This window comes from Saccharothrix sp. NBAS 001, from assembly GCF_056640475.1.
In genome coordinates this window covers 9,573,575-9,595,013 of the sequence record NZ_CM153251.1, presented here as the reverse complement: position 1 = coordinate 9,595,013, position 21,439 = coordinate 9,573,575, and the positions used below count along the sequence as shown (strand labels likewise).

The 21,439-nt window shown below is 73.2% G+C and carries 24 protein-coding genes; 13 read left to right on the top strand and 11 right to left on the bottom strand.

The features are described from left to right. The first annotated feature begins 36 nt into the window (after nt 1-36). Both AC0HI0_RS43400 and AC0HI0_RS43395 read left to right on the top strand, forming a co-directional pair. Nucleotides 37-819 carry a GNAT family N-acetyltransferase gene (locus AC0HI0_RS43400; protein WP_480929283.1) on the top strand — a complete coding sequence of 261 codons (783 nt, stop codon included), beginning with the start codon at nt 37-39 and terminating at the stop codon, nt 817-819. Nucleotides 820-881: 62 nt separating this feature from the next. Continuing rightward, nucleotides 882-2,246, top strand: coding sequence for an FAD-binding oxidoreductase (locus tag AC0HI0_RS43395; protein ID WP_480929282.1), 1,365 nt, complete (start codon nt 882-884; stop codon nt 2,244-2,246). A gap of 39 nt (nt 2,247-2,285) precedes the next feature. On the opposite strand, the gene AC0HI0_RS43390 is transcribed toward AC0HI0_RS43395, so the two are convergent. The 5 genes from AC0HI0_RS43390 to hrcA all read right to left on the bottom strand — a co-directional run bounded on the left by AC0HI0_RS43390 (nt 2,286) and on the right by hrcA (nt 6,505). After that, complete coding sequence (locus AC0HI0_RS43390; protein WP_480929281.1) at nt 2,286-2,627, bottom strand: histidine triad nucleotide-binding protein; 342 nt, start codon at nt 2,625-2,627, stop codon at nt 2,286-2,288. Nucleotides 2,628-2,637: 10 nt separating this feature from the next. Continuing rightward, nucleotides 2,638-3,318, bottom strand: a complete 681-nt coding sequence (locus tag AC0HI0_RS43385; protein ID WP_480929280.1) for an alpha/beta hydrolase family protein — start codon at nt 3,316-3,318, stop codon at nt 2,638-2,640. Between the two features lie 203 nt (nt 3,319-3,521). Then, the gene (locus tag AC0HI0_RS43380) at nt 3,522-4,256 is read right to left on the bottom strand and encodes a 16S rRNA (uracil(1498)-N(3))-methyltransferase (RefSeq protein WP_480929279.1); all 735 of its coding nucleotides are present in this window, start codon (nt 4,254-4,256) and stop codon (nt 3,522-3,524) included. Continuing rightward, entirely contained in the window at nt 4,253-5,404 is a 1,152-nt protein-coding gene (gene dnaJ, locus AC0HI0_RS43375) for a molecular chaperone DnaJ (RefSeq protein ID WP_480929278.1), read from the bottom strand. Before dnaJ ends, AC0HI0_RS43380 begins: the two co-directional genes overlap by 4 nt. A gap of 78 nt (nt 5,405-5,482) precedes the next feature. Further along, nucleotides 5,483-6,505, bottom strand: a complete 1,023-nt coding sequence (hrcA, locus tag AC0HI0_RS43370; RefSeq protein WP_480929277.1) for a heat-inducible transcriptional repressor HrcA — start codon at nt 6,503-6,505, stop codon at nt 5,483-5,485. A gap of 124 nt (nt 6,506-6,629) precedes the next feature. Between hrcA and AC0HI0_RS43365 the strand changes: the two genes are divergently transcribed. Beyond that, nucleotides 6,630-7,370: a GNAT family N-acetyltransferase gene (locus AC0HI0_RS43365; protein ID WP_480929276.1), complete on the top strand. Its 741-nt coding sequence runs from the start codon at nt 6,630-6,632 to the stop codon at nt 7,368-7,370. Between the two features lie 3 nt (nt 7,371-7,373). Here the strand turns inward: AC0HI0_RS43365 and hemW are convergent, their stop codons facing one another. Continuing rightward, entirely contained in the window at nt 7,374-8,588 is a 1,215-nt protein-coding gene (hemW, locus tag AC0HI0_RS43360; RefSeq protein WP_480929275.1) for a radical SAM family heme chaperone HemW, read from the bottom strand. 297 nt (nt 8,589-8,885) lie between these two features. On the opposite strand from hemW, the gene AC0HI0_RS43355 reads away from it, so the two are divergent. From AC0HI0_RS43355 to AC0HI0_RS43315, 9 genes are read left to right on the top strand one after another with little or no spacing between them, the layout of a single operon-like run. Further along, entirely contained in the window at nt 8,886-10,568 is a 1,683-nt protein-coding gene (locus AC0HI0_RS43355; RefSeq protein WP_480929274.1) for a nitrite/sulfite reductase, read from the top strand. Continuing rightward, complete coding sequence (locus AC0HI0_RS43350; protein ID WP_015098919.1) at nt 10,565-10,723, top strand: hypothetical protein; 159 nt, start codon at nt 10,565-10,567, stop codon at nt 10,721-10,723. Before AC0HI0_RS43355 ends, AC0HI0_RS43350 begins: the two co-directional genes overlap by 4 nt. Next, complete coding sequence (locus tag AC0HI0_RS43345; RefSeq protein ID WP_480929273.1) at nt 10,720-11,421, top strand: phosphoadenylyl-sulfate reductase; 702 nt, start codon at nt 10,720-10,722, stop codon at nt 11,419-11,421. Before AC0HI0_RS43350 ends, AC0HI0_RS43345 begins: the two co-directional genes overlap by 4 nt. Then, the gene (gene cysD / locus AC0HI0_RS43340) at nt 11,418-12,341 is read left to right on the top strand and encodes a sulfate adenylyltransferase subunit CysD (RefSeq protein WP_480929272.1); all 924 of its coding nucleotides are present in this window, start codon (nt 11,418-11,420) and stop codon (nt 12,339-12,341) included. Before AC0HI0_RS43345 ends, cysD begins: the two co-directional genes overlap by 4 nt. Then, nucleotides 12,341-13,681, top strand: a complete 1,341-nt coding sequence (locus AC0HI0_RS43335) for a sulfate adenylyltransferase subunit 1 (RefSeq protein WP_480929271.1) — start codon at nt 12,341-12,343, stop codon at nt 13,679-13,681. The genes cysD and AC0HI0_RS43335 overlap by 1 nt, the downstream gene beginning before the upstream one ends. Nucleotides 13,682-13,706: 25 nt before the next feature. Further along, the gene (locus tag AC0HI0_RS43330) at nt 13,707-14,795 is read left to right on the top strand and encodes an ABC transporter substrate-binding protein (protein WP_480929270.1); all 1,089 of its coding nucleotides are present in this window, start codon (nt 13,707-13,709) and stop codon (nt 14,793-14,795) included. Between the two features lie 29 nt (nt 14,796-14,824). After that, nucleotides 14,825-15,610, top strand: coding sequence for an ABC transporter ATP-binding protein (locus AC0HI0_RS43325; protein ID WP_480929269.1), 786 nt, complete (start codon nt 14,825-14,827; stop codon nt 15,608-15,610). Then, nucleotides 15,591-16,469 (top strand): ABC transporter permease, encoded by an 879-nt coding sequence (locus AC0HI0_RS43320; protein ID WP_480929268.1) that lies wholly within the window; start codon nt 15,591-15,593, stop codon nt 16,467-16,469. Before AC0HI0_RS43325 ends, AC0HI0_RS43320 begins: the two co-directional genes overlap by 20 nt. Further along, the gene (locus tag AC0HI0_RS43315) at nt 16,466-17,194 is read left to right on the top strand and encodes a sirohydrochlorin chelatase (RefSeq protein WP_480929267.1); all 729 of its coding nucleotides are present in this window, start codon (nt 16,466-16,468) and stop codon (nt 17,192-17,194) included. The genes AC0HI0_RS43320 and AC0HI0_RS43315 overlap by 4 nt, the downstream gene beginning before the upstream one ends. Before the next feature lie 1,214 nt (nt 17,195-18,408). Here AC0HI0_RS43315 and AC0HI0_RS43310 read toward each other — a convergent pair. Further along, nucleotides 18,409-18,879, bottom strand: coding sequence for a MarR family winged helix-turn-helix transcriptional regulator (locus AC0HI0_RS43310; RefSeq protein ID WP_480929266.1), 471 nt, complete (start codon nt 18,877-18,879; stop codon nt 18,409-18,411). Continuing rightward, the gene (locus tag AC0HI0_RS43305; RefSeq protein WP_480929265.1) at nt 18,876-19,499 is read right to left on the bottom strand and encodes a DJ-1/PfpI family protein; all 624 of its coding nucleotides are present in this window, start codon (nt 19,497-19,499) and stop codon (nt 18,876-18,878) included. Before AC0HI0_RS43305 ends, AC0HI0_RS43310 begins: the two co-directional genes overlap by 4 nt. Nucleotides 19,500-19,560: 61 nt before the next feature. Here AC0HI0_RS43305 and AC0HI0_RS43300 point away from each other — a divergent pair, with 61 nt between their 5' ends. After that, nucleotides 19,561-20,337 carry an enoyl-CoA hydratase-related protein gene (locus AC0HI0_RS43300; RefSeq protein WP_480929264.1) on the top strand — a complete coding sequence of 259 codons (777 nt, stop codon included), beginning with the start codon at nt 19,561-19,563 and terminating at the stop codon, nt 20,335-20,337. Nucleotides 20,338-20,373: 36 nt separating this feature from the next. Here the strand turns inward: AC0HI0_RS43300 and AC0HI0_RS43295 are convergent, their stop codons facing one another. From AC0HI0_RS43295 to AC0HI0_RS43285, 3 genes are read right to left on the bottom strand one after another with little or no spacing between them, the layout of a single operon-like run. Beyond that, nucleotides 20,374-20,658, bottom strand: coding sequence for a barstar family protein (locus AC0HI0_RS43295; RefSeq protein WP_480929263.1), 285 nt, complete (start codon nt 20,656-20,658; stop codon nt 20,374-20,376). After that, nucleotides 20,655-21,146 carry a guanyl-specific ribonuclease gene (locus tag AC0HI0_RS43290; RefSeq protein ID WP_480929262.1) on the bottom strand — a complete coding sequence of 164 codons (492 nt, stop codon included), beginning with the start codon at nt 21,144-21,146 and terminating at the stop codon, nt 20,655-20,657. Before AC0HI0_RS43290 ends, AC0HI0_RS43295 begins: the two co-directional genes overlap by 4 nt. 10 nt (nt 21,147-21,156) lie before the next feature. Beyond that, nucleotides 21,157-21,384, bottom strand: a complete 228-nt coding sequence (locus AC0HI0_RS43285) for a hypothetical protein (protein WP_480929261.1) — start codon at nt 21,382-21,384, stop codon at nt 21,157-21,159. Nucleotides 21,385-21,439 lie beyond the last annotated feature (55 nt).

Below are 21,439 nucleotides of genomic sequence, written 5' to 3'. Positions count from 1 at the left end.
GAAACGGGTTGGACACGGCCGGTTTACTCGCCGGGTGTGGAGACGTTGCGCGTGTTGACGCCGTCCGACGTGCCGGCCTGCTCGGCGCTGGGGGTGGGCCGGGGGTGGCCGCCGGAGGTGGCGAAGTGGGGTTTGCTGCTGCGGGTGGGCCTGGGGTTCGGGCTGTTCGACGGCGACCGGCTGGTCGGCACCACGATCGTCACTCGTTTCGGTGACACCCATACGACGGTGAGTATGGTCCTGGTGGCGGAGAGTCACGGCGGGCGCGGGTTGGGGCGGCGGGTCGTGGAGCACGCGCTGGCCGCCTCGGGCACGCCCGGGGCGTCGCTGCACGCGACCTCGTTCGGCAGGCCGCTGTACGAGAAGCTGGGCTTCCGGTCGGTGCAGCGGGTGGCGGGGCACTTCGGCGTGCTGGACGTGCCGCCGGCCGGGGTGTCCGGGCCGGTGGTCGACCGGGCGGGGCTGGTGGCGCGGGACGCGGCGGTGTTCGGGGCGGACCGGTCGGCGCTGTGGGCGGAGCTGTTCGGGTTCGCCGAGCGGGTGGTGGTGTCGGCCGGCGGGTTCGCGGCGGCGTGGCGCAGTGACGGCCTGCTGGTGGTGGGCCCGGTGGTGGCGGATTCGGTCGCGGCGGCGAAAGCGCTGATCTCGGACGTGGTGGACGGTGGGCCGGCGCGGGTGGACGTGGCGGATCCGGAGTTGGCCGGGTGGCTGTCGGCGCACGGGATGCCGGCGCGGTTCGAGGTGGACCGGATGGTCCGGGGTCCGCAGGGCGGTGACCGCGCGCGATTGTTCGCGCCCGTCATGCAGGCCCTGGGGTAACCCGATAGAAGGCTGTGTCGCGGCTCACACGCGGAGCAGGATGGGCCTTCGGGGGTGGGGTTGTGGAGTTTCGGCGCAGGACGTTCATCGGTGCGACCGGGTTGGCGCTCGCGGGCTGGGACCGGGACTGGGGCCGGCTGCGGCTGACCGGGCGGCTGGTGCTGCCCGGCGACCCGGACTACGACCGGCAGCGGCGGCCGTTCAACACGCTCTACGACCGGCGGCGTCCGGCGGCGATCGCGCTGTGCGCCACGGAGGACGACGTCGCGCGGTGCCTGGAGTACGCCTCGCGGGAACGGCTGCCGGTCGCCGCGCGCAGCGGCCGGCACAGCTACGCCGGGTACTCGGTGCCGGAGAACGGCCTGGTGGTGGACCTGTCGGCGCTGGACTCGGTGCGGGCGGGCCGGGAGGCCGTGGTCGGCGCGGGCACGTCGATGATCGGGTTGTACGAGGGGCTGGGCGCGGCGGGCCGGCTGCTGCCCGGCGGGACGTGCCGCAGCGTCGGGATCGGCGGGCTGGCGCTGGGCGGCGGGATCAGCGTGGTGGGCCGCGCGTACGGGCTGACCTGCGACCACCTGCGCGGGGCGCGGGTGGTGACGCCGGACGGGTGCGTGCGGCGGGTGGACGAGGAGCACGAGCCGGACCTGTTCTGGGCGTTGCGCGGCGGCGGTGGCGGGAACTTCGGGATCGTCACGTCGTTCCGGTTCGGCACGTCGCCGGCGCGCGACCTGGTGCCGTTCGAGCTGCGCACGCCGCCGGGCGCGGAGGTGGACGTGTTCGGGGCGTGGCAGGAGTGGGTCGCGGACCTGCCGGACGAGCTGTGGGCGGCGTGCACGCTGGAGATGGGCCGGCCGCCGTCGGCGCGGGTGTCGGGGTGCTGGGTCGGCACGCCGGAGGGGCTCACGCCCTGGCTGGACCGGTTCGCGGCGAAGGTGCCGGTGCTGTCGCGGGACCTGCGGCCGATGGACTACCTGACCGCCATGCGGTACTACGCGGGCTGCCTGGACGGGTGCCCGCCGGTGGTCGGCAACCGGTTCGCGGCCTCGTCGCGGATCCTGCGCCGGCCGGTGGACCCGGCGGCGGCGGTGCGGCTGGTGGACCGGCCCCGGTCGGGGGCGATCCTGTTCGACTCGTTCGGCGGGGCGATCTCGCGGGTGCGACCGGACGCGACGGCGTTCCCGCACCGGGACGCGCTGGCCAGCGCGCAGATCTTCGTGGACGCGACCGGGATCGACGAGCCGACGGCCCGGCGGGAGCTGGCGGGGGTGCGCGACGGGCTGGGCGCGGACGGCGGCTACGTGAACTACATCGACCCGGAGATGCCCGGCTGGCAGGGCGCGTACTACGGCGACAACCACCCGCGTCTGCACCGGGTGGCGCGGCGCTACGACCCGGACCGGGTGCTGGCGTTCCCGCAGTCGGTCTGACCCCGACCGGTCCTCGGCGACCGGTCGGGGGCGCCGGGGTCAGGCGAGGGCGCCGAGCGCGCGTCCGCCGAGCAGGTGCAGGTGGGCGTGGAAGACGGTCTGCCCGGCGTCCGCCCCGGTGTTGAACAGCAGCCGGTAGCCGGTGTCGGCGACGCCCTCGGCCCTGGCGATCTCGCCGGCGGCCAGGAACAGGTCGTCCAGCACGCGCGGCGCGGCGGCGGCCAGCGCGGCGGCGTCCGGGGCGTGCTCGCGGGGCACCAGCACGACGTGCGTGGGGGCCTGCGGCGCGATGTCGCGGAACGCCACGGTCGTCTCGGTCTGGTGCACGATCGTGGCCGGGATCTCGCCCGCGACGATCCGGCAGAACAGGCAGTCGGACATACCGCGCAGGCTACCGGGCGGTCTCGCGTGCCAGGCGGAGCGCGGCGCTGCGGCACTCGACCCAGGCGGAGGTGCCGGGCGTGATCAGGTCCATGTGGCTGACGCCGGGCAGCACGAGCAGTTCCGCGCCGGAGGCGGCGGCGAACCCGATGCTCTGCTCGACCGGCACGTCCTCGTCCTCCTCGCCGTGCACCAGGACCAGCGGTTTGGCGATGGGCAGCAGCGCGGCGGGCGAGGCGTCGGCGTAGCGGTCGGGCACCTCTTCGGGGGTGCCGCCGAGCAGTTCGCCGGCCCGGCGGGTGATCCTCGGGTCGGCCAGGAAGTCCAGCACGCCGGCCTGGGCGACCGCGCCGAGCACGCGGGGGTGCCGGGCGGCGGCCCACACCGCGAGGTGCCCGCCCGCCGAGTGGCCGAGGGTGATCACGTCGGAGTCCAGCGCGTCGATGGCGGCCAGCACGTCGGCACCCGTTTCCGGCCACCCGCCGCCGCCGGCCACCCGCCGGTACTCGATGTTGCACGCGGAAACGCCGTGGGCCGCCAGATCGGTCGCCAGGGGACGCCCCAGCTCCAATCCGTATCGCTGGTGCCAGAAACCGCCGTGGATGACCACGACAACGGGAAACCGATCCGGCTCGCGACCGGTCGACAATTCACCGAACTGGCTCGGGTGGTCGCCGTACGAGATGCGCAAGTCATACCCCTGTGACATAAAAAGGGCCGCGTCGCGATGGGACCTGGGGGTTGCCCCACCGCGACGCGGCGACGCCGGACCGAGGGGGGAGGTGTCCGGCGAGACTGTGGTCTGAAGGGCCGATTCCGACTAGACCAATGCAACCCCTCAGGCCATGAGCGTAACCCCTATTCCGGCGGTTCGCCAGAAGGCCGCAACGCCCATTACCCCCAGCGATCGGTCAATACACCCAGAGCACCCAAAGCCACCGCGGCGGCGGTCGATGCTCGCAGAACGGTAGTGCCCAGTCGCACCGCGTGTGCGCCTGCCTCGATCAATGCCGCCAACTCGTCGTCGGTGATGCCGCCTTCCGGGCCGACCACCAACAACACCTCGCCCGCATCGGGCAGCGGTACCGACTTGATGGTGGCCGAAGCCGATTCGTGCAAAACCAATGCGGCTGTGGCCGACGCCGCCAAACGGACCAGCGCGGCGGTGCCGGCGGGTTCGGACACGACCGGCACGCGGGCCCGCCGGGCTTGTTTCGCGGCTTCCCGCGCGGTGCCGCGCCAGCGTTCCAGCGCTTTCGCGCCGCGCGGGCCGTCCTCCCACTTCGCGACGCAGCGCGCCGCCTTCCACGGCACCACGCCGTCGACGCCGGCCTCGGTGGCCAGTTCCACGGCCAGTTCGCCGCGGTCGCCCTTCACCAGGGCCTGCGCCACCACGACCCGCAGCGCGGGTTCGGGCACCACCCAGCGCTCGACGACCGACAGCCGCAGCGAGTCCTTCAGGGCCTCCTCGACCACGCACCGCACCTGCGCGCCCGTGCCGTCGGAGAGCACCAGCTCCTCCCCCGCCCGCAGCCGCCGCACGGTGGCCGCGTGCCGGCCCTCGGGGCCGTCCAGCACCGCGGTGTCGCCGGGGGGCAGCGCGGCCACGAGGAAGACGGGCAGGGTCACCGGTGGCCGCGGCCGGAGCGCAGCCGCGAGAACAGCCCGCCGCCGCCCTTGCCGTTGTGGGCCAGGGTGGGCTCCTCCTCGCCGCGCACGGCCGCGAGTTCGCGCAGCAGCTCGGTCTGCCGGCCGTCGAGCTTGGTCGGCACCACGACCTCCAGGTGCACGTGCAGGTCGCCGCGCCCGTCGATGCGGCCGGAGGACCGCAGCCTGGGCATGCCCCGGCCGGTGAGCACCAGTTCGGTGTTCGGCTGGGTGCCGGGCTCGATCTCCAGCTCCTCCTCGCCGTCGAGGGTCTGCAACGGCAGGACCGCGCCGAGCGCGGCGGTGGTCATCGGGATGCGCACCGAGCAGTGCAGGTTGGAGCCGTCCCGCTCGAACACCTCGTGCGGCACCTCCTCGACCTCGACGTAGAGGTCGCCGGCCGGGCCGCCGCCGGAGCCGACCTCGCCCTGGCCCGCCAGCCGCACCCGCATGCCCTCGGCCACGCCGGCCGGGATCTGCACGGAGATGGTGCGCCGGGACCGGACCCGGCCCTCGCCCGCGCACTGCCGGCACGGGTCCGGGATGACCTCGCCGAGGCCCCGGCACACCGGGCACGGCCGGGCCGTGACGACCTGGCCGAGGAACGAGCGCTGCACCGACTGCACCTCGCCGCGCCCGCCGCACGTGTCGCAGCGCACCGGGGACGAGCCCTCGGCGCAGCCGCTGCCGACGCACACGTCGCACAGGATCGCGGTGTCCACGGTCAGTTCGCGCGACGCGCCCGCGGCGCACTCCTCCAGCGTCATGGACAGCCGGATGAGCGCGTCCGAGCCGGGCTGCACGCGGCTGCGCGGGCCGCGCCCGCCGCCGCCCGTCGCGCCGAAGAACGCGTCCATGATGTCGCCGAGGCCGAACCCCGCGAACGGGTCGCCCATGCCGCCGCCACCGCCGCCGCCGGACTGCAACGGGTCACCGCCGCGGTCGACGACCTCGCGCTTCCTCGGGTCCGACAGCACCTCGTAGGCGGCGGTCACCTCTTTGAAGCGCGCCTCCTCGTTGGGGTTGACGTCCGGGTGCAGCTGGCGCGCGAGCTTGCGGTAGGCGCGCTTGATCTCCTCGGGTGTCGCGTTCCTGGAGACCCCGAGCGTGCCGTAGTAGTCCCTCGCCACCGTGTGTCCTCCTGCGGGCGCGGTCAGCGCGCGCTCGCTCGCTTGCGAAACGTCCTGTGGGCCTGCGGTGTTCCCGGGCTAGCGTGCGGTCAGGATGTCCCCCACGTAGCTGGCCACCGCGAGCACGGCCGCCATCGTGCCGGGGTAGTCCATCCGGGTGGGCCCGACCACTCCCATGCCCCCGAGCAGGTTGTCCCGGCTGCCGTAGCCGATGGACACGACCGAGGTGCTGCGCATCTCGGCCGCCTCGTTCTCCTCGCCGATGTGCACCAGGACGGTGCCGGGGTCGCGGGACGCGGCGAGCAGCTTGAGCACCACGACCTGTTCCTCCAGCGCCTCCAACACCTGGCGCAGCGAACCGGGGAAGTCTGCCACGTTGCGGGTGAGGTTCGCGGTGCCACCCAGCACCAGCCGCTCCTCCGGGTGCTCCACCAGCGATTCGATCAGCACCGTGCTCACCCGCAGCACCACGTCGCGCAGTTCGGCGGGCGCGCGGTCGGGCAGCTCGGCGACCTCGGCGGACGCGTCGAACAGCCGCTTGCCGACCATGGCGGCGTTGAGCATCGCGCGCATCCGGGCCACGTTCTCCTCGGTGATCACGTCGCCGAGGTCGACCGACCGCTGGTCCACCCGGCCGGTGTCGGTGATCAGCACGAGCATCAACCGGGCGGGTGTGATGGCGAGCACTTCCAGGTGCCGCACGGTGGAGCGGCTCAGCGTCGGGTACTGCACGACGGCGACCTGGCGGGTCAGCTGGGCCAGCAGCCGCACGCTGCGGCGCAGCACGTCGTCCAGGTCGTACGCGCCCTCCAGGAAGCTGCGGATGGCCTTGCGCTCGGGCGAGGACAGCGGCTTGACCTCGCTGAGCCGGTCGACGAACAGCCGGTAGCCCTTGTCCGTGGGCACCCGGCCGGCGCTGGTGTGCGGCTGGGTGATGTAGCCGTCCTCCTCCAGCGCCGCCATGTCGTTGCGGACCGTCGCGCTGGAGACGCCCAGGTTGTGCCGTTCGACCAGGGCTTTCGAGCCGACGGGCTCCTGGTTGGAGACGTAGTCGGCGACGATCGCGCGCAACACTTCGAACCGGCGTTCATCGGTGTTCACCGCGTGTCACCTCCACTCCGACGGGCCTTCCTCCCGACGAGTTTACGGAGGTGGGCGCCGCCGCAGGGAAAGTCGCGGGGAAAGTGGGTGGCACGGGTTCGGCCGGCGTGGGAGCGTCGGCGCGGTGCTGACCGAGATCCAGGCTTCCCTGCGCGAGTCGCTGCGCCCCGACGCCGAGCGGATCGGGCCGTTCCTGGTCCGGTTCAACGCGCACAGCGACAACGTGTTCATGAACTACGCGGTGCCCGACGAGGGCGCCGCGCCGACCGCCGAGGACGTGGCGGACCTGGTGGCGGCGTTCCGCGCCCGCGACCGCACACCGCGCCTGGAATACCTGCGGCCGCTGCCGGCGGTGGACGCCGCGCTGGACGCGGCCGGGTTCACCGTCGACCAGCTGACGCCGATGATGGGCGTGGCGCGGGCCGACCTGGTCGTGCCGGACGTGCCCGAGGGCGTGGAGCTGGTCGACGCGGTCACCGACGAGCAGCTGGCGGCGCTGACCGAGGCGCAGCACCTGGCGTTCGGGGTGGACCCGATCCCCCGGGACGCGGCGGTGGCGCGGCAGCGGTCGCTGCTGGCGGAAGGCGGCTCGCTGCTGGTCGCGCTGGTGGCCGGGGCGGCGGTCGGCGGCGGCGCGATCACCGGGCCGCGCAACGGCCTGGCCCAGGTGGCCGGGATCGCGGTGGTGCCGGCGCACCGGGGGCGCGGGATCGCCTCGGCGGTGTGCGGCGAGCTGACCCGGCGGGTGTTCGCCGCCGGGGTGACGCCGTTCCTGGAGACCGAGCCGGACGGCAAGGCGGGCAGGCTGTACGGGCCGCTCGGCTACCGGACCGTCGGGCTGTCCGCGGCGGTCTCGCTCAAGTAGCACTCAGGTGAGCCGGTGCACGACGGCGTCGGCGAGCAGCCGGCCCCGGTCGGTGAGCACGCAGCGGCCGGCGGCCAGCGCGTCGGCGTCGAGCAGGCCGTCCGCCGCGGCGGCCCGCGCCTCGGCCCGGCCGGCGTCGTCGAGCACGTCCAGCGGCAGCCCGGTGGCCAGCCGCAGCTCCAGCAGCACCCGCTCGACCCGCCGGTCCTGCTCGGTCAGGGTCTCCCGGCCGGCGGCCGGGGACGCGCCGGCGGCCAGCAGCTCGCTGTACTTGGCGGGGTGCTTGACGTTCCACCAGCGGACGCCGCCGACGTGGCTGTGCGCGCCCGGTCCCGCGCCCCACCAGTCCGCGCCCCGCCAGTACAGGACGTTGTGCCGGCACTCGGCGGCCGGCGACGCGGCCCAGTTCGACACCTCGTACCAGCCCAGGCCCTGCGCGGTGAGCGCGGCGTCGACCATCTCGTACTTGTCGGCCAGCACGTCGTCGTCGGGCATCGGCAGTTCGCCCCGGCGCACCCGGCGGGCCAGCGCGGTGCCCTCCTCGACGATCAGCGCGTACGCCGACACGTGGTCGACGCCCGCCTCGGCCACCGCGTCCAGCGACGCCCGCAGGTCGTCGGCGGTCTCGCCGGGGGTGCCGTAGATGAGGTCGAGGTTGACGTGCTCGAACCCGGCGGCGCGGGCCTCGCGGGCGGCGGCCGGCGGGCGTCCGGGGGTGTGCGCGCGGTCCAGCACGGTCAGCACGTGCCGGGCCGCGGACTGCATCCCCAGCGACACCCTGGTGTAACCCGCGTCACGGATGCCGGCGAAGAATCCGGGCGAGGTCGACTCGGGATTGGACTCGGTGGTGACCTCCGCGCCGTCGGCGAGGCCGAACGACGAGCGCACGGCGGCCAGCACCTCGGCCAGCCCGTCCGCGCCGAGCAGTGACGGAGTGCCACCCCCGACGAACACGGTGTCCGCGGCGGGCGGGCTGCCCAGCACGGTCGCGGCCAGGTCCAGCTCCCGCCGCAGACCTTCCAGCCACGAGCCGGGCGACGCGGAAGTGCCCAGCTCACCGGCGGTGTAGGTGTTGAAGTCGCAGTAGCCGCAACGGGTCGCGCAGAACGGGACGTGCACGTAGACGCCGAACGGGCGGGAGCCGAGCCCGGTCAACGCGGTCACGGGCAGTGAGCCGTCGGGCGGCGCGGGGTCGCCGATCGGCAGGGCGGAGGGCATGGTCCCCATTGTCCCATTCACCGGCACCGGGACGGCCGTCCCAGCATGCGGATGGCGGTGGACCACGGGGTGGACGCGTGGCACGCTGGCAGCCATGACGTCGAACGGAGTGCGCCTGGTGGTCCGCCGCCACGTGGACTTCCGTCGTGTCTCCAGCGCGATGTGCCGCACTTCGGCATAGCCCGCGCCTGACTATTTGCTGTTCCCGTCGGCGCCGGGTGCGCTGACGAGACCCCCACCACATGCCTCGCCGGGACTCGCACGCGCACCAGCGCCCCGAATCCCCGGAGGACGAGGATGGTCCCCCCGACGACTACGCCTCAGCGTGCCAAGCAGCGCCGAGGTGAGGGGCAGTGGGCGCTGGGCTACCGCGAACCGCTGAACCCCAACGAGCGGAGCAAGAAGGACGACAACCCGCTCAACGTGCGGGCGCGGATCGAGAACATCTACGCCCACGGCGGGTTCGACTCGATCGACCCGGCGGACCTGCGCGGCCGGTTCCGCTGGTACGGCCTCTACACCCAGCGCAAGCCGGGCATCGACGGCGGCCGCACGGCCACCCTGGAGCCCGAGGAGCTGGACGACGAGTACTTCATGCTGCGCGTCCGGATCGACGGCGGGCGGCTGACCACCGCGCAGCTCGCGCTGATCGGCGAGCTGTCGCAGACCTACGCGCGCGACACCGCCGACATCACCGACCGGCAGAACGTGCAGTACCACTGGATCCGCATCGAGGACGTGCCCGCGATCTGGCAGAAGCTGGAAGCCGCCGGCCTGACCACGATGGAGGCGTGCGGCGACAGCCCCCGGGTCGTGCTCGGCTCCCCGGTCGCGGGCATCGCCGAGGACGAGGTGATCGACGGCTCGCCGGCGATCGACGAGATCCTGACCCGCTACATCGGCGACCCCCGGTTCTCGAACCTGCCGCGCAAGTTCAAGACCGCGATCTCCGGGCTGCCGGACGTGGCGCACGAGATCCACGACGTGGCGTTCGTCGGCGTGGACCACCCCGAGCACGGCCCCGGCTTCGACCTGTGGGTCGGCGGCGGCCTGTCCACCAACCCGATGATCGGCAAGCGGCTGGGCGCGTGGGTGCCGCGCGACGAGGTGCCGGACGTGTGGGAGGGCGTGATCAGCGTCTTCCGCGACTACGGCTACCGCCGGCTGCGGCACCGGGCGCGGATCAAGTTCCTGGTCGCCGACTGGGGTCCGGAGAAGTTCCGCGAGGTGCTGGAGACCGAGTACCTCAAGCGCCGGCTGGTCGACGGGCCGGAGCCGGTGGTGCCGGAGATCCCGTACGACCACATCGGCGTGCACAAGCAGAAGGACGGCCTGCACTACGTCGGCGCGGCCCCGATCGCGGGCCGGGTGTCGGGTTCCACGCTGGTCGAGGTCGCCAAGGCGGTCGAGCGGGCCGGGTCCGGCCGGGTCCGGTTGACCCCGCAGCAGAAGCTGATCGTGCTCGACGTGCCGGAGTCCGAGGTCAGGTCGTTGCAGGCGGACCTGGCGAAGCTGGGGTTGCAGACCGAGCCGTCGCCGTGGCGGCGGGGCGTGATGGCGTGCACCGGCATCGAGTTCTGCAAGCTAGCGATCGTGGAGACCAAGGCCCGCGCGGTCGACCTGGTCTCGACGCTGGAGCGGCGGCTCGCCGACGTGGTGGACGGCGTGACCGCGCCGATCTCGGTGCACATCAACGGCTGCCCGAACTCGTGCGCCCGCATCCAGACCGCCGACATCGGGCTCAAGGGCCAGATCGTCACCGACGCGGAGGGCAACCAGGTCGAGGGTTTCCAGGTGCACCTGGGCGGCGGGCTCGGCCTCGACGCCGGTTTCGGCCGGAAACTGCGCGGCCACAAGGTGACCGCGTCCGAATTGTCGGGCTACGTGGAACGCGTCGTGCGCAACTTCGTCGGGCAGCGCAAGGACGACGAGCGTTTCGCGCAGTGGGTCGCCCGCGCGGACGAGGCCGATCTCAAGTGAGCGAGCGCGCTACGCCCTTTTACTGCCCTTATTGCGGCGACGAAGACCTCCGGCCGCAGGAGGAGCCCAGCTACTCGTGGCTGTGCGCCTCCTGCCGCCGCGTGTTCACGGTGAAGTTCGTGGGTCTCAACCTTCCTCAGGAGGTGCAGCGATGACCGCCCCCACCAGGGTCGAGGAACTGAAGGTGATCGCCGAGGCGGCCTCGGTCGAACTGGCCGACGCGTCCGCCGAGGAGGCGCTCGCCTGGACCGCCCGGACGTTCGGCGAGAGCTGGATCGTCGCGTCGAACATGCAGGACGCCGTGCTGATCGACCTGGCGGTGAAGGTCAAACCGGACATAGACGTGCTGTTCCTGGAGACCGGCTACCACTTCGCCGAGACCATCGGCACCCGGGACGCGGTCGACCTGGTCTACCCGGACGTGCACATCGTCAACGCCGCCGCCGAGCAGTCGGTGGCCGACCAGGAGCGCGAACTCGGCCTGCTCAACCAGACCGACCAGGCCCGGTGCTGCAACCTGCGCAAGGTGGTCCCGTTGCAGCGCACGCTGAAGAACTACGACGCGTGGGTCACCGGCGTGCGCCGGGTCGACGCGCCGACCCGCGCGAACACGCCGATCGTGCAGTGGGACGACCGCAACGGGCTGGTGAAGATCAACCCGATCGCGCCGTGGTCCGACGACGAGTTCAACGCCTACATCGCCGAGCACGGGATCCTGGAGAACCCGCTGGTGCAGGCCGGTTATCCCTCCATCGGCTGCGCGCCGTGCACCGCGAAGCCCCTGCCGGGGGCGGACCCGCGCAGCGGCCGGTGGGCGGGCACGGCGAAGACAGAATGCGGGTTGCACGGATGACGACGACAGAGGTCCGTCCCCCGGTCCCCGGACCGGACACGTTGGCACGCCTGGAATCCGAGGCGATCCACATCTTCCGGGAGGTCGCGGGCGAGTTCGACCGGCCGGTGATCCTGTTCTCCGGCGGCAAGGACTCGACGCTGCTGCTGCACCTCGCGGTGAAGGCGTTCTGGCCCGCGCCGGTGCCCTTCCCGCTGCTGCACGTGGACACCGGCCACAACTTCGAGGAGGTCATCGAGTTCCGCGACCGCGTGGTGGCCCGGCACGGGCTGCGGCTGGAGGTCGCGAAGGTCCAGGACTTCATCGACGACGGCCGGTTGGAGGAACGCCCGGACGGCACCCGGAATCCATTGCAGACCGTTCCACTGCTGGACGCGATCACCTCTCACAAATTCGACGCGGTGTTCGGCGGCGGACGTCGCGACGAGGAGCGGGCACGGGCCAAGGAGCGCATTTTCAGCCTCCGGAACGCGTTCGGTCAGTGGGAGCCACGGCGGCAGCGTCCCGAATTGTGGAACCTCTACAACGGAAGGCACCGTCCGGGGGAACATGTGCGGGTATTCCCGCTCTCCAACTGGACCGAGCTGGACGTCTGGCACTACATCGCGCGGGAGGGGATCGAATTGCCGTCGATCTACTACGCGCACCGGCGCGACGTCTACCTCCGGGACGGCATGTGGCTGGCCGAAGGGCCGTGGGGCGGTCCGCGTGACGGCGAACAGCTGCTCACCAAGACCATCCGCTACCGGACGGTCGGCGACGGCTCCTGCACGGGAGCCGTCGAGTCCGACGCCGCCGACATCGAGTCCGTGATCGCCGAGGTGGCCGCGTCGCGGCTGACCGAGCGCGGCGCGACGCGGGCCGACGACCGGCTGTCGGAAGCCGCCATGGAGGACCGCAAGCGGGAGGGCTACTTCTGATGAGCGACCTGTTGAGGCTGGCCACCGCGGGCAGCGTGGACGACGGTAAGTCCACGCTCGTCGGCAGGCTGCTCTACGACACGAAATCCGTGCTGGCCGACACGCTGGACGCGGTGCACCGGGCCAGCGCCGACCGGGGGCTGGCCACGCCGGACCTCTCGCTGCTGGTGGACGGCCTGCGCTCGGAACGCGAGCAGGGCATCACGATCGACGTGGCGTACCGGTACTTCGCGACCCCCAGGCGGTCGTTCGTGCTGGCCGACACGCCGGGCCACGTGCAGTACACCCGCAACACGGTGACCGGCGCGTCCACCGCGCAGCTCGGCGTGCTGCTGGTGGACGCGCGCAAGGGCGTGGTGGAGCAGACCCGCCGGCACGCGGCGGTGCTCGCGCTGCTGGGCGTGCCGCGCCTGGTGCTCGCGGTGAACAAGATCGACCTGGTGGACTACGCGGAACTCACGTTCTCCCGCATCGCCAAGGAGTTCACCGCGCACGCCACCGCGCTCGGGTTCGACGAGGACGCGGTGGTCGAGATCCCGGTGTCCGCCCTGGCGGGCGACAACGTGGTGGAGCGCTCGGCGAACACGCCGTGGTACACCGGGCCGACCTTGTTGGAGCACTTGGAGAACGTGCCGGTCGAGCCGGACCCGCACGACGCGCCGTTCCGCTTCCCGGTGCAGTACGTGATCCGGCCGCGCACCGCGGAGTTCCCGGACTACCGGGGCTACGCGGGCCAGGTCGCGGCGGGCACCGTCCGGGTCGGCGACGAGGTGAGCGTGCTGCCCTCCGGGCTGCGCAGCACGATCACCGGCATCGACACCGCGGACGGCCCGCTGTCCGAGGCCGCCGCGGGCCAGTCGGTGACGCTGCTGCTGGGGCACGAGCTGGACATCGCGCGCGGCGAGCTGATCGCGGGCGGCGAGCTGCCCACGGTCACCGACGAGTTCGAGGCCACCGTGTGCTGGCTGGCCGAGAAAGCCCTCAAGCCCGGCGCGCGGGTGCTGGTCAAGCACGGCACCCGCACCGTCCAGGCGGTGGTCACCGAGCTGCGCACGCGGTTCGACGAGCAGCGGCTGGCGGGGTCGGACAACCCCGAATCGCTCAACCTGAACGACATCGGCCAGGTCGTGGTGCGCACGGCCGAGCCGGTTCCCGTCGACGACTACACCCACAACCGCCGCACCGGCGCGTTCCTGGTCATCGACGCCGTTGACGGCAGCACGCTGGCCGCAGGCCTGGTCGGGGCGCCGCTGCCTGTGTTGGACGGCGTGGACACCTGTGCGGAGGGCGGCAGCAGCGCCCCCACCGACAGCCACGCCCTCGTCTCCCCCGGTCCCTGAGATCCCCCAGAAAGGCTTCGCCGCCGTGAGCACCAGACGCAGCATCCTGACCAAGTCCGTGGCTTTACTGACCGCGTTCGTCGCACTCGCCGCGTGCTCGCGGGCGGGCAGTGACGCCGGCGCCGCCTCCGACGCCCCCGCGGCGGACAAGGGCCCGGCCACCGAGATCCGCCTCGGCTACTTCCCGAACGTCACCCACGCCGCCGCCCTGATCGGCGTCGACAAGGGCCTGTTCGCGAAGGAACTGGGCAGCACCAAGCTCACCACGCAGACGTTCAACGCGGGCCCCGAGGCGGTCAACGCGCTGCTCGGCGAATCGCTGGACGCCACGTTCATCGGCTCCGGCCCGGCCATCAACGCCTTCGCCAAGTCCAAGGGCGAGGCGATCCGGCTGATCTCCGGCGCGACCTCCGGCGGCGCGCAGCTCGTGGTCAAGCCCGACATCAACTCGGCGGCCGACCTCAAGGGCAAGGTCATCACCACCCCGCAGCTGGGCAACACCCAGGACGTGTCGCTGAAGAAGTGGCTGTCCGACCAGAAGCTGGGCGTCGGCGCGGGCGCCGACCAGGTGAACGTGACCAACACGGAGAACGCGCAGTCGCTCGACCTGTTCAAGAAGGGCGACGTGCAGGGCGCGTGGGCGCCGGAGCCGTGGTCCTCGCGGCTGGTGCTCGACGCGGGCGCGAAGGTGCTGCTGGACGAGAAGTCCCTGTGGGAGGGCGGGAAGTTCCCGACCACCGTGCTGATCGTGCGCACCCAGTTCCTCAAGGACCACCCGCAGACGGTCGAGGCGCTGCTCAAGGGCCACCTCGCGGCCACCGACTTCGCCCAGAAGAACAAGGCCGAGGCCAAGCAGGTGGTCAACAACGCGCTCAAGACGCTCACCGGCAAGTCGCTGGGCGACCCGGTGCTCGACCGCGCGTTCGACAACATCGAGCTGACCCTCGACCCGCAGGCCAAGACGTTCCCGCAGCTGGCGAAGGACGCGGTCACCGCGGGCGTCGCCAAGGAGGCCGCGGACGTCTCCGGGCTGGCGGACTTCACGCTGCTGAACAAGGTGCTCACGGCCGCGGGCAAGCCGTCCGTGGACTCCGCCGGGCTGGACAAGAAGTAACCAAGGGCTCAGGGGAAGGCAGGCACGCCATGACCGCCACGCTTGAGAACGCCGCGCAGTCCACAGTGGACCCCGCGGTGACCTTGTCCGCCGTGCGCAAGTCGTTCGGACACGGCTCCAACTCCGTCCTTGCGCTCGACGGCGTCGACCTGCGGGTCGTGCCCGGCGAGTTCGTGTGCCTGCTGGGCGCGTCCGGCTGCGGCAAGTCGACCTTGCTGAACCTGGTCGCCGGGCTGGACGCGCCCACCTCCGGCTCCATCGAGCTGTCCACGTCACGGCCCGCCGTGATGTTCCAGGAAGCCGCGCTGATGCCGTGGCTGACCGCGGCGCGCAACGTCGAGCTGCCGCTGCGGCTGGCCGGTCTCAAGCGCGGCGAGCGCCGGGAGAAGGCCGGCGAGCTGCTGTCGCTGGTGCGCCTCGAAGGCGCCGGCCACAAGCGGCCGCACGAGCTGTCCGGCGGGATGCGGCAGCGCGTCGCGCTGGCCCGCGCGCTGGCCTCCACGCTGGGCAGCGCCGAGGAGGGCACGCCCGGCCTGCTGCTGATGGACGAGCCGTTCGCGGCGCTGGACGCCATCACCCGCGACGTGCTCCAGGCGGAGCTGGTGCGGGTGTGGCGGGAGACCAACACCGCGATCGTGTTCGTCACGCACGACGTGCGCGAGGCCGTGCGGCTGGCGCAGCGGGTCGTCCTGCTGTCCTCCCGACCCGGCCGCGTGGTCCGCGAGTGGTCCACCGCCGACGGCGACGAGCCCGCCCTGATCAGCGACATCACCAGCCACCTGCGAGAGGTGATCAGTGGCCACGCCGCAGCTTGACAACGACCTCGCGGCGGTCGGCGCGGGCCTGGACGCGCTGGACGCGCCGTCCCAGGACCAGCGGCCCTCGCTGGGCAGGCGGTTCGTGCGCACCGGGGTGCCGCCGCTGATCGCGTTCGGGCTGCTGCTCGGCGCGTGGCAGGCGCTGTGGGCGGCGGCCTTCTGGCCCGAGTACCAGCTGCCCTCGCCCGCGTCGGTGTGGTCGGCGGTCGCCGAGGCCGTCGAGACCGGCCGCGCGCTGGACGTGCTGTGGACGTCGGTGAGCCGGGCCGTGCTGGGCTTCCTGACCGCCGTGGTGATCGCCACCCCGCTGGGGCTGCTGATCGCCAAGGTGCGGGTGGTGCGCGCGGCGATCGGCTCGCTGGTCACCGGCCTCCAGTCGCTGCCGTCGGTGGCGTGGGTGCCGGCGGGCATCCTGTGGTTCGGCGCGACCCCGTCGACCATCTACTTCGTGGTGCTGATGGGTTCGGTCCCGTCCATCGCCAACGGCCTGGTCGCGGGCGTCGACCAGATCCCGCCGCTGCTGCCCCGGGTCGGCCAGGCGCTCGGCGCGGGCAGGCTCGCGGCCGCCCGGCACATCCTGCTGCCCGCCGCGCTGCCCGGCTACCTGGCCGGGCTCAAGCAGGGCTGGGCGTTCTCGTGGCGCTCGCTGATGGCCGCCGAGATCATCGCCACCTCGCCGCAGCTGGGCGAGGGGCTCGGGCAGTACCTGCACAACGGGTCGTCGCTCAACGACATCTCGATGGTGATCGCGGCGATCTTCCTGATCCTGCTGGTGGGTGTCGGGATCGAGCTGCTGGTGTTCCGGCCGCTGGAGCGGGCGGTGTTGCGCGCCCGCGGTCTGACGAGTGCGCTGTGACGGCCCTGGTCGCCGTGGCGCACGGCAGTCGCGACCCGCGTTCGGCGGCCACCGTCCACGCGTTGCTGGAAGTGGTGCGGGGGCTGCGGCCCTCGCTGGACGTCCGAGGGTCCTTCCTGGACCTGTCCGCGCCGAGGCTCGGTGACGTGCTGCGGGCCGTGCACGGGGCCGGCCACCGGTCGGCGGTGGTCGTGCCCCTGCTGCTGGGCAAGGCTTTCCACGCGCGGGTCGACGTGCCGGGGGCGGTGGCCGAAGCCCGGCTGCCGTCCCTGGACGTGACCATCGCGGACGTGCTCGGGCCCGATCCCCGGCTGGAGTCGGCGGCGCTGCGCCGCCTGGCCGCGGCCGGCGTGACGTCCGGGGACCGGTCGGTCGGCGTGGTGCTGGCGGGCGCGGGCTCCTCGCACGCGCCGGCCAACGCCGCCGTCTCCTCGATCGCCCGCCGGTGGGCGGCGGACTCCGGCTGGGCGGGCGTGGAGGCGGCGTTCGCCTCCACCGCGTCGCCGGACGTGCCGACCGCCGTGGCGCGGCTGCGGGAGCGCGGCGCGCGGCGGATCGCCGTGGCGTCGTGGTTCCTCGCGCCCGGCCTGCTCCCCGACCGGGTCGCCGACCTGGCCGGGGACGCCGCCGTCGCCGCTCCGCTGGGCGCGGACCCGGAAGTGGCCGAGGTCGTGCTGCACCGGTTCGACGCGGTGGCGGGCGCCCGCGCCAGCCGTTCGGCCTGACCCGCGCCCGCCGGCTCGGCTTCCGCACCGCTCCCCGGCCTGCGGCCCCGGTTCCACCGTCCCAGCGGGCACCGACAAAGATCGTGGTCGACGCTGAGGGGGCGGGATGGCCGGGTGGACGGCGATGGCCGGGGAGCACGATTTCCGCGCTGCGGACGAAGATTCGGCGCGGGAAATCGCGCAAGCGCTTGCGGCGTACGGGTTCGCGCGGGTCTCGGGGTGGAACGCGCACGGGCAGTGGGTGGTCAGTGCGCTTGACGAAGGTCCGTACACCCTCGACCCGGTGGGGCACCGGCAGATCGCTGCGGTCGCGTGGGAAGCCGCTGCGATCGCCCGGCGGCACGGCGGGATTCCCCGGGGCGGTGCGCGGTTCGACGTGTCCGACCTGGGCAGGGGCCGCAGCGGCGAGAGGTTCGTGGTGACCGACCCCGGCGGTCGACCGCCGGTTCCGCACGTGGTGGTGACCTCTCCGCCGCCCGGCGCCGGACTCGCCGGCGAACCGGACGAGGTGGTCGACGGGACGTTCGACTTCCCCGGCCTGGACGACGTCGACTGGGCCTCGCTGCACCACGCGCACGGCTCGGCCGAGGACGTGCCGGACCTGCTGCGCGCGCTCGCCGAACCCGACGAGGACTGGGACGACGCCCTCGGCGAACTGATCGGCGACAACGTCCTGCACCAGGGCTCCTGCTACTCCGCGACCCCGCCCGCGCTGCGCTTCCTGGCCCGGCTCACCGCGTCCGCGACGCTGCCCTTCCCCGGCCGCGACCCGCTCCTGCGGACCCTGGTGCACGCGTCCGACCGGTGGGCGGACGGCCTCTTGACCGCCGCCCACTACCTGACCGCCGAGGACTGGTGGGCGCAGGAGACCCACATCGCGGTCGGCGGGGAACTGCCCGCGCTGCTGGCCCGCTGGGACGCGGAGCCGCCGATGGGGCGGTTCCTGCTCGCCTGCCTCGCCGCCCTGCACCCCGTGCCCGGTCGGGTGATCGCGGACCGGGTCGGGGAACTGGCCGCGTCGCTGCACGGCACCGCCGAAGGCGAATGCCTGGCGCTCGCCTCGGCGCTGCTCGCCGCCGACGACGAGCGGGCGCACGCCGTCGCCACCGGGATCGTCGGGTGGAACCAGGACTGCGAGCCGACGCGGCTTGCCGAGCCGGACGTCACCGTGGCGGTGCGGTGCGCGCACGTGCTGGCCACGACCGCGCTGAGCGTCAGTCCGCGTCGAGCGCCGCGATCAGGCGCTGCATCACGGCGGCGGCGGTGCGCAGTTCGTCCGCGTCGACCTGGGCCGAGATCCGGTTGGCCCACGCGTGCTGCGCCTCGCGCAGGCCCGCGATCGCCCGGAACCCGGCCTCGGTCGCCTGGAACAGCTTGGCCCGGCGGTGCGCGGGGTTGGGCAGGTACTCGGCCAACCCCTTGTCCACCAGCAGGTCCGCGATCCGCTGCACGCTCTGCCGGGCCAGCCCCACCTCGCGGGCGATGCCGGACACCGGCAGCGGCCCCTTGAGCACCACCCCCATCACCTGCCACCACGCCGCGGTGAGCCCGACCGGTTTGGTCATGATCTCGGCGGCCTCCAGGAAGCCGCCGTAGAGGCGGAACGTGCGCATCACGACGTCGGTCAGCGCGTCGCCCGCCGCCGTGCGCGGCCCGGCCGCCGGGCCGCCCGGCCGGGAGGTCACGAGACCGCCGCCATCAGCTTCCCGAACCACACCGGGTCGGCGGTGTGGAACAGGCCGTACCAGGCTTCGAGCACGGCCGGCTCGTACAGGTCCAGCTCCGCCAGCACCTCGCGGGCGAACTCCAGCGCGCTCGCCCCGCCCGCCGTGACCAGGCCGCCCGCCCGCACCGCGCGCTCGGCGCGGAAGTGCTCCGCGCCCGCGTAGCCGGCCACGGCCGCGAGTTCCTCGACGGCGTTGCCGGTGTGCGGGCGGTCGTCGAGCAGCCCCTCGGCCGCGAGACCGACCGTGCCGCCGCAGATCGCCGCCACCGGCACGCCGGCCTCCAGCCAGCGCCGCGCCGCCCGGCCGAACCCGGCGTTGCCGCCGCCGTCCCAGGTGTCCGCGCCGGGCAGGATCAGCATGGCGCTGTCCGCCGGGTCGACGTCGGCCAGCGCCAGGTCGGGCAGGACCCGCACGCCGCCCATCGTGGTGACCGGGTCGAGGGTCGCGCCGACGGTCCGCACCCGGTGGCTGCCGGGGTTCTTCTGGAACGCCGGGTCGTTGATGCGCGCGGTGGCGAAACCGAACTCCCAGTCCGCGAGCGTGTCGTAGAGGGCGAGGTGGACCGTCTTCACTGTCATGACAGCATCCTGTCATTTTGACAGCATGCTGTCAATCGACCGGCCTCGTAGAGTGCGGCCCATGGCAGACGAGCTGGTCCACTACGAGGTGCGGCGCGGCATCGCGACGATCACGCTGGACTCCCCCCACAACCGCAACGCCCTGTCCGCGCGGCTGCGCGCCGAGCTGACCGGGCACCTGAAGACCGCGATCGCCGACGACGCCGTGCGCGTCCTCGTGCTCACCCACACCGGGCCGGTGTTCTGCTCGGGCATGGACCTCAAGGAAGCCGGCGGCGCGAGCGCCGACCAGCAGGGCGTCAACGAGTTCCCGGCCATCCTGGAAGCGCTCTGGACCAGCCCGAAGCCGGTCGTGGCCCGCCTCGCCGGCCCCGCCCGCGCGGGCGGCGTGGGGCTGGTCGCGGCGTGCGACATCGCGATCGCCGCGCAGACCGCCACGTTCGCGTTCAGCGAGGTCCGCATCGGCGTGGTGCCGGCCGTCATCTCGGTGACCGTGCTGCCCCGGCTGCTGCCCCGCGCGGCGCACGAGCTGTTCCTGACCGGCGAGACGTTCGACGCGACCCGCGCGCAGGCGATCGGCCTGGTCAACGCCGCGGTGCCGGCGGACGGGCTGGACGCCGAGGTGGCCCGCTACGCCGACATGCTCGCCCTGGGCGCGCCCAACGCGCTGGCCGCCACCAAGCGGATGCTCCAGGAGCCCCGGCCGAGCGGCCTGGGCGAGGTGTTCGCCGACATGCTGGAGCTGTCCGCCCGGCACTTCGGCGGCCCCGAGGGCCAGGAGGGCATCGCCGCGTTCGTCGCCAAGCGCAAGCCGTCCTGGGTCCCCGAGCAGGACTGAGCACCGGCCGGGACGGACGAGCGGGAGCGCCCGGCTTCAGCCGAGGCCGGGCCGGCCCGGGTAGTGCACGGCGAAGCGGCGCGCACCGCCGGCCGTCTCGGCCTCGGCGTCGGCCAGCACGGACTCCACGTCCTCGTCGCCGCCCTCCCACACCAGCACGTGCTCGCCGGGCGGCAGCCACGACAGGTCGGTGAGGCAGTCGTAGAGGGCGTCGAGGTTCTGCCCGTAGTAGTCCGGGAACTCCAGGGCCTGCCCGATCGCGGCCAGCGCGGCCGACTTGGACCGCGCGCCGGGCCGCACGACGTACCGGAACACCTTCACCGGCTCACGTCCACGACGACGAACGTCGAGTAGTGGTCACCGGTGTAGTAGACCTCGGACGACGACCCGGTGACGATCCGACGCGCGCCCCGATCCGGGCTGCCGGGCGTCGGCACCGTGTACTCGCGGTAGTAGTCGCCGGACTTCGCGGGCAGCCGCTTCTCCCGGTTCTGGAAGGTCACGCCGTCGTTGCGCGGGTACGGGAACGGCCCGCCGCGCTCGATCAGCTGCCACGTGGCCACCGCCTCGGCGGGCAGCCCGGACAGCTCCTTCACGGCCATGCCGGCACCCGCGCCCGGCACCTTGGCCGCCTGTCCCCCGGTCTGCCCGACGGCCGACGACCCGCCGGTGGCGACCGCTCGGGTGGAGGTGGCCGAGGTGCTCGGCGCGGGATCGGACGAGCCGCCGAGGTCCTTGGCGAAGTAGCCGATCACGACCAGCGCGAGCAGGCCCAGGAGTGCGGCGGTGAGCCGCCTGGCGGGAGTCACGGCCGCCAGCCTACGAAGGCGGGCCCGCGTCCACCTTGTCGGGTTCGGCCGGCGCGTCGGCGGGCGTCGGCGGGTTGAACCGGGAGGACGCGTTGTCCACGACCCGGTCGATCAGCCGCGCGGCGCCCAGGCTCAGCGGCAGCAGCACCGCCATGAGCAGCGCGAACTGGAACGGGAAGGGGAGCTGCGCCATCCACAGCTCGACCGCGTCCCACCACTGCGCTATCGCGTCCAACACGGTGTCGAGCCTACTGCCGTGACGTGGTTCACCGCACCGGGATCCCTACCACTGG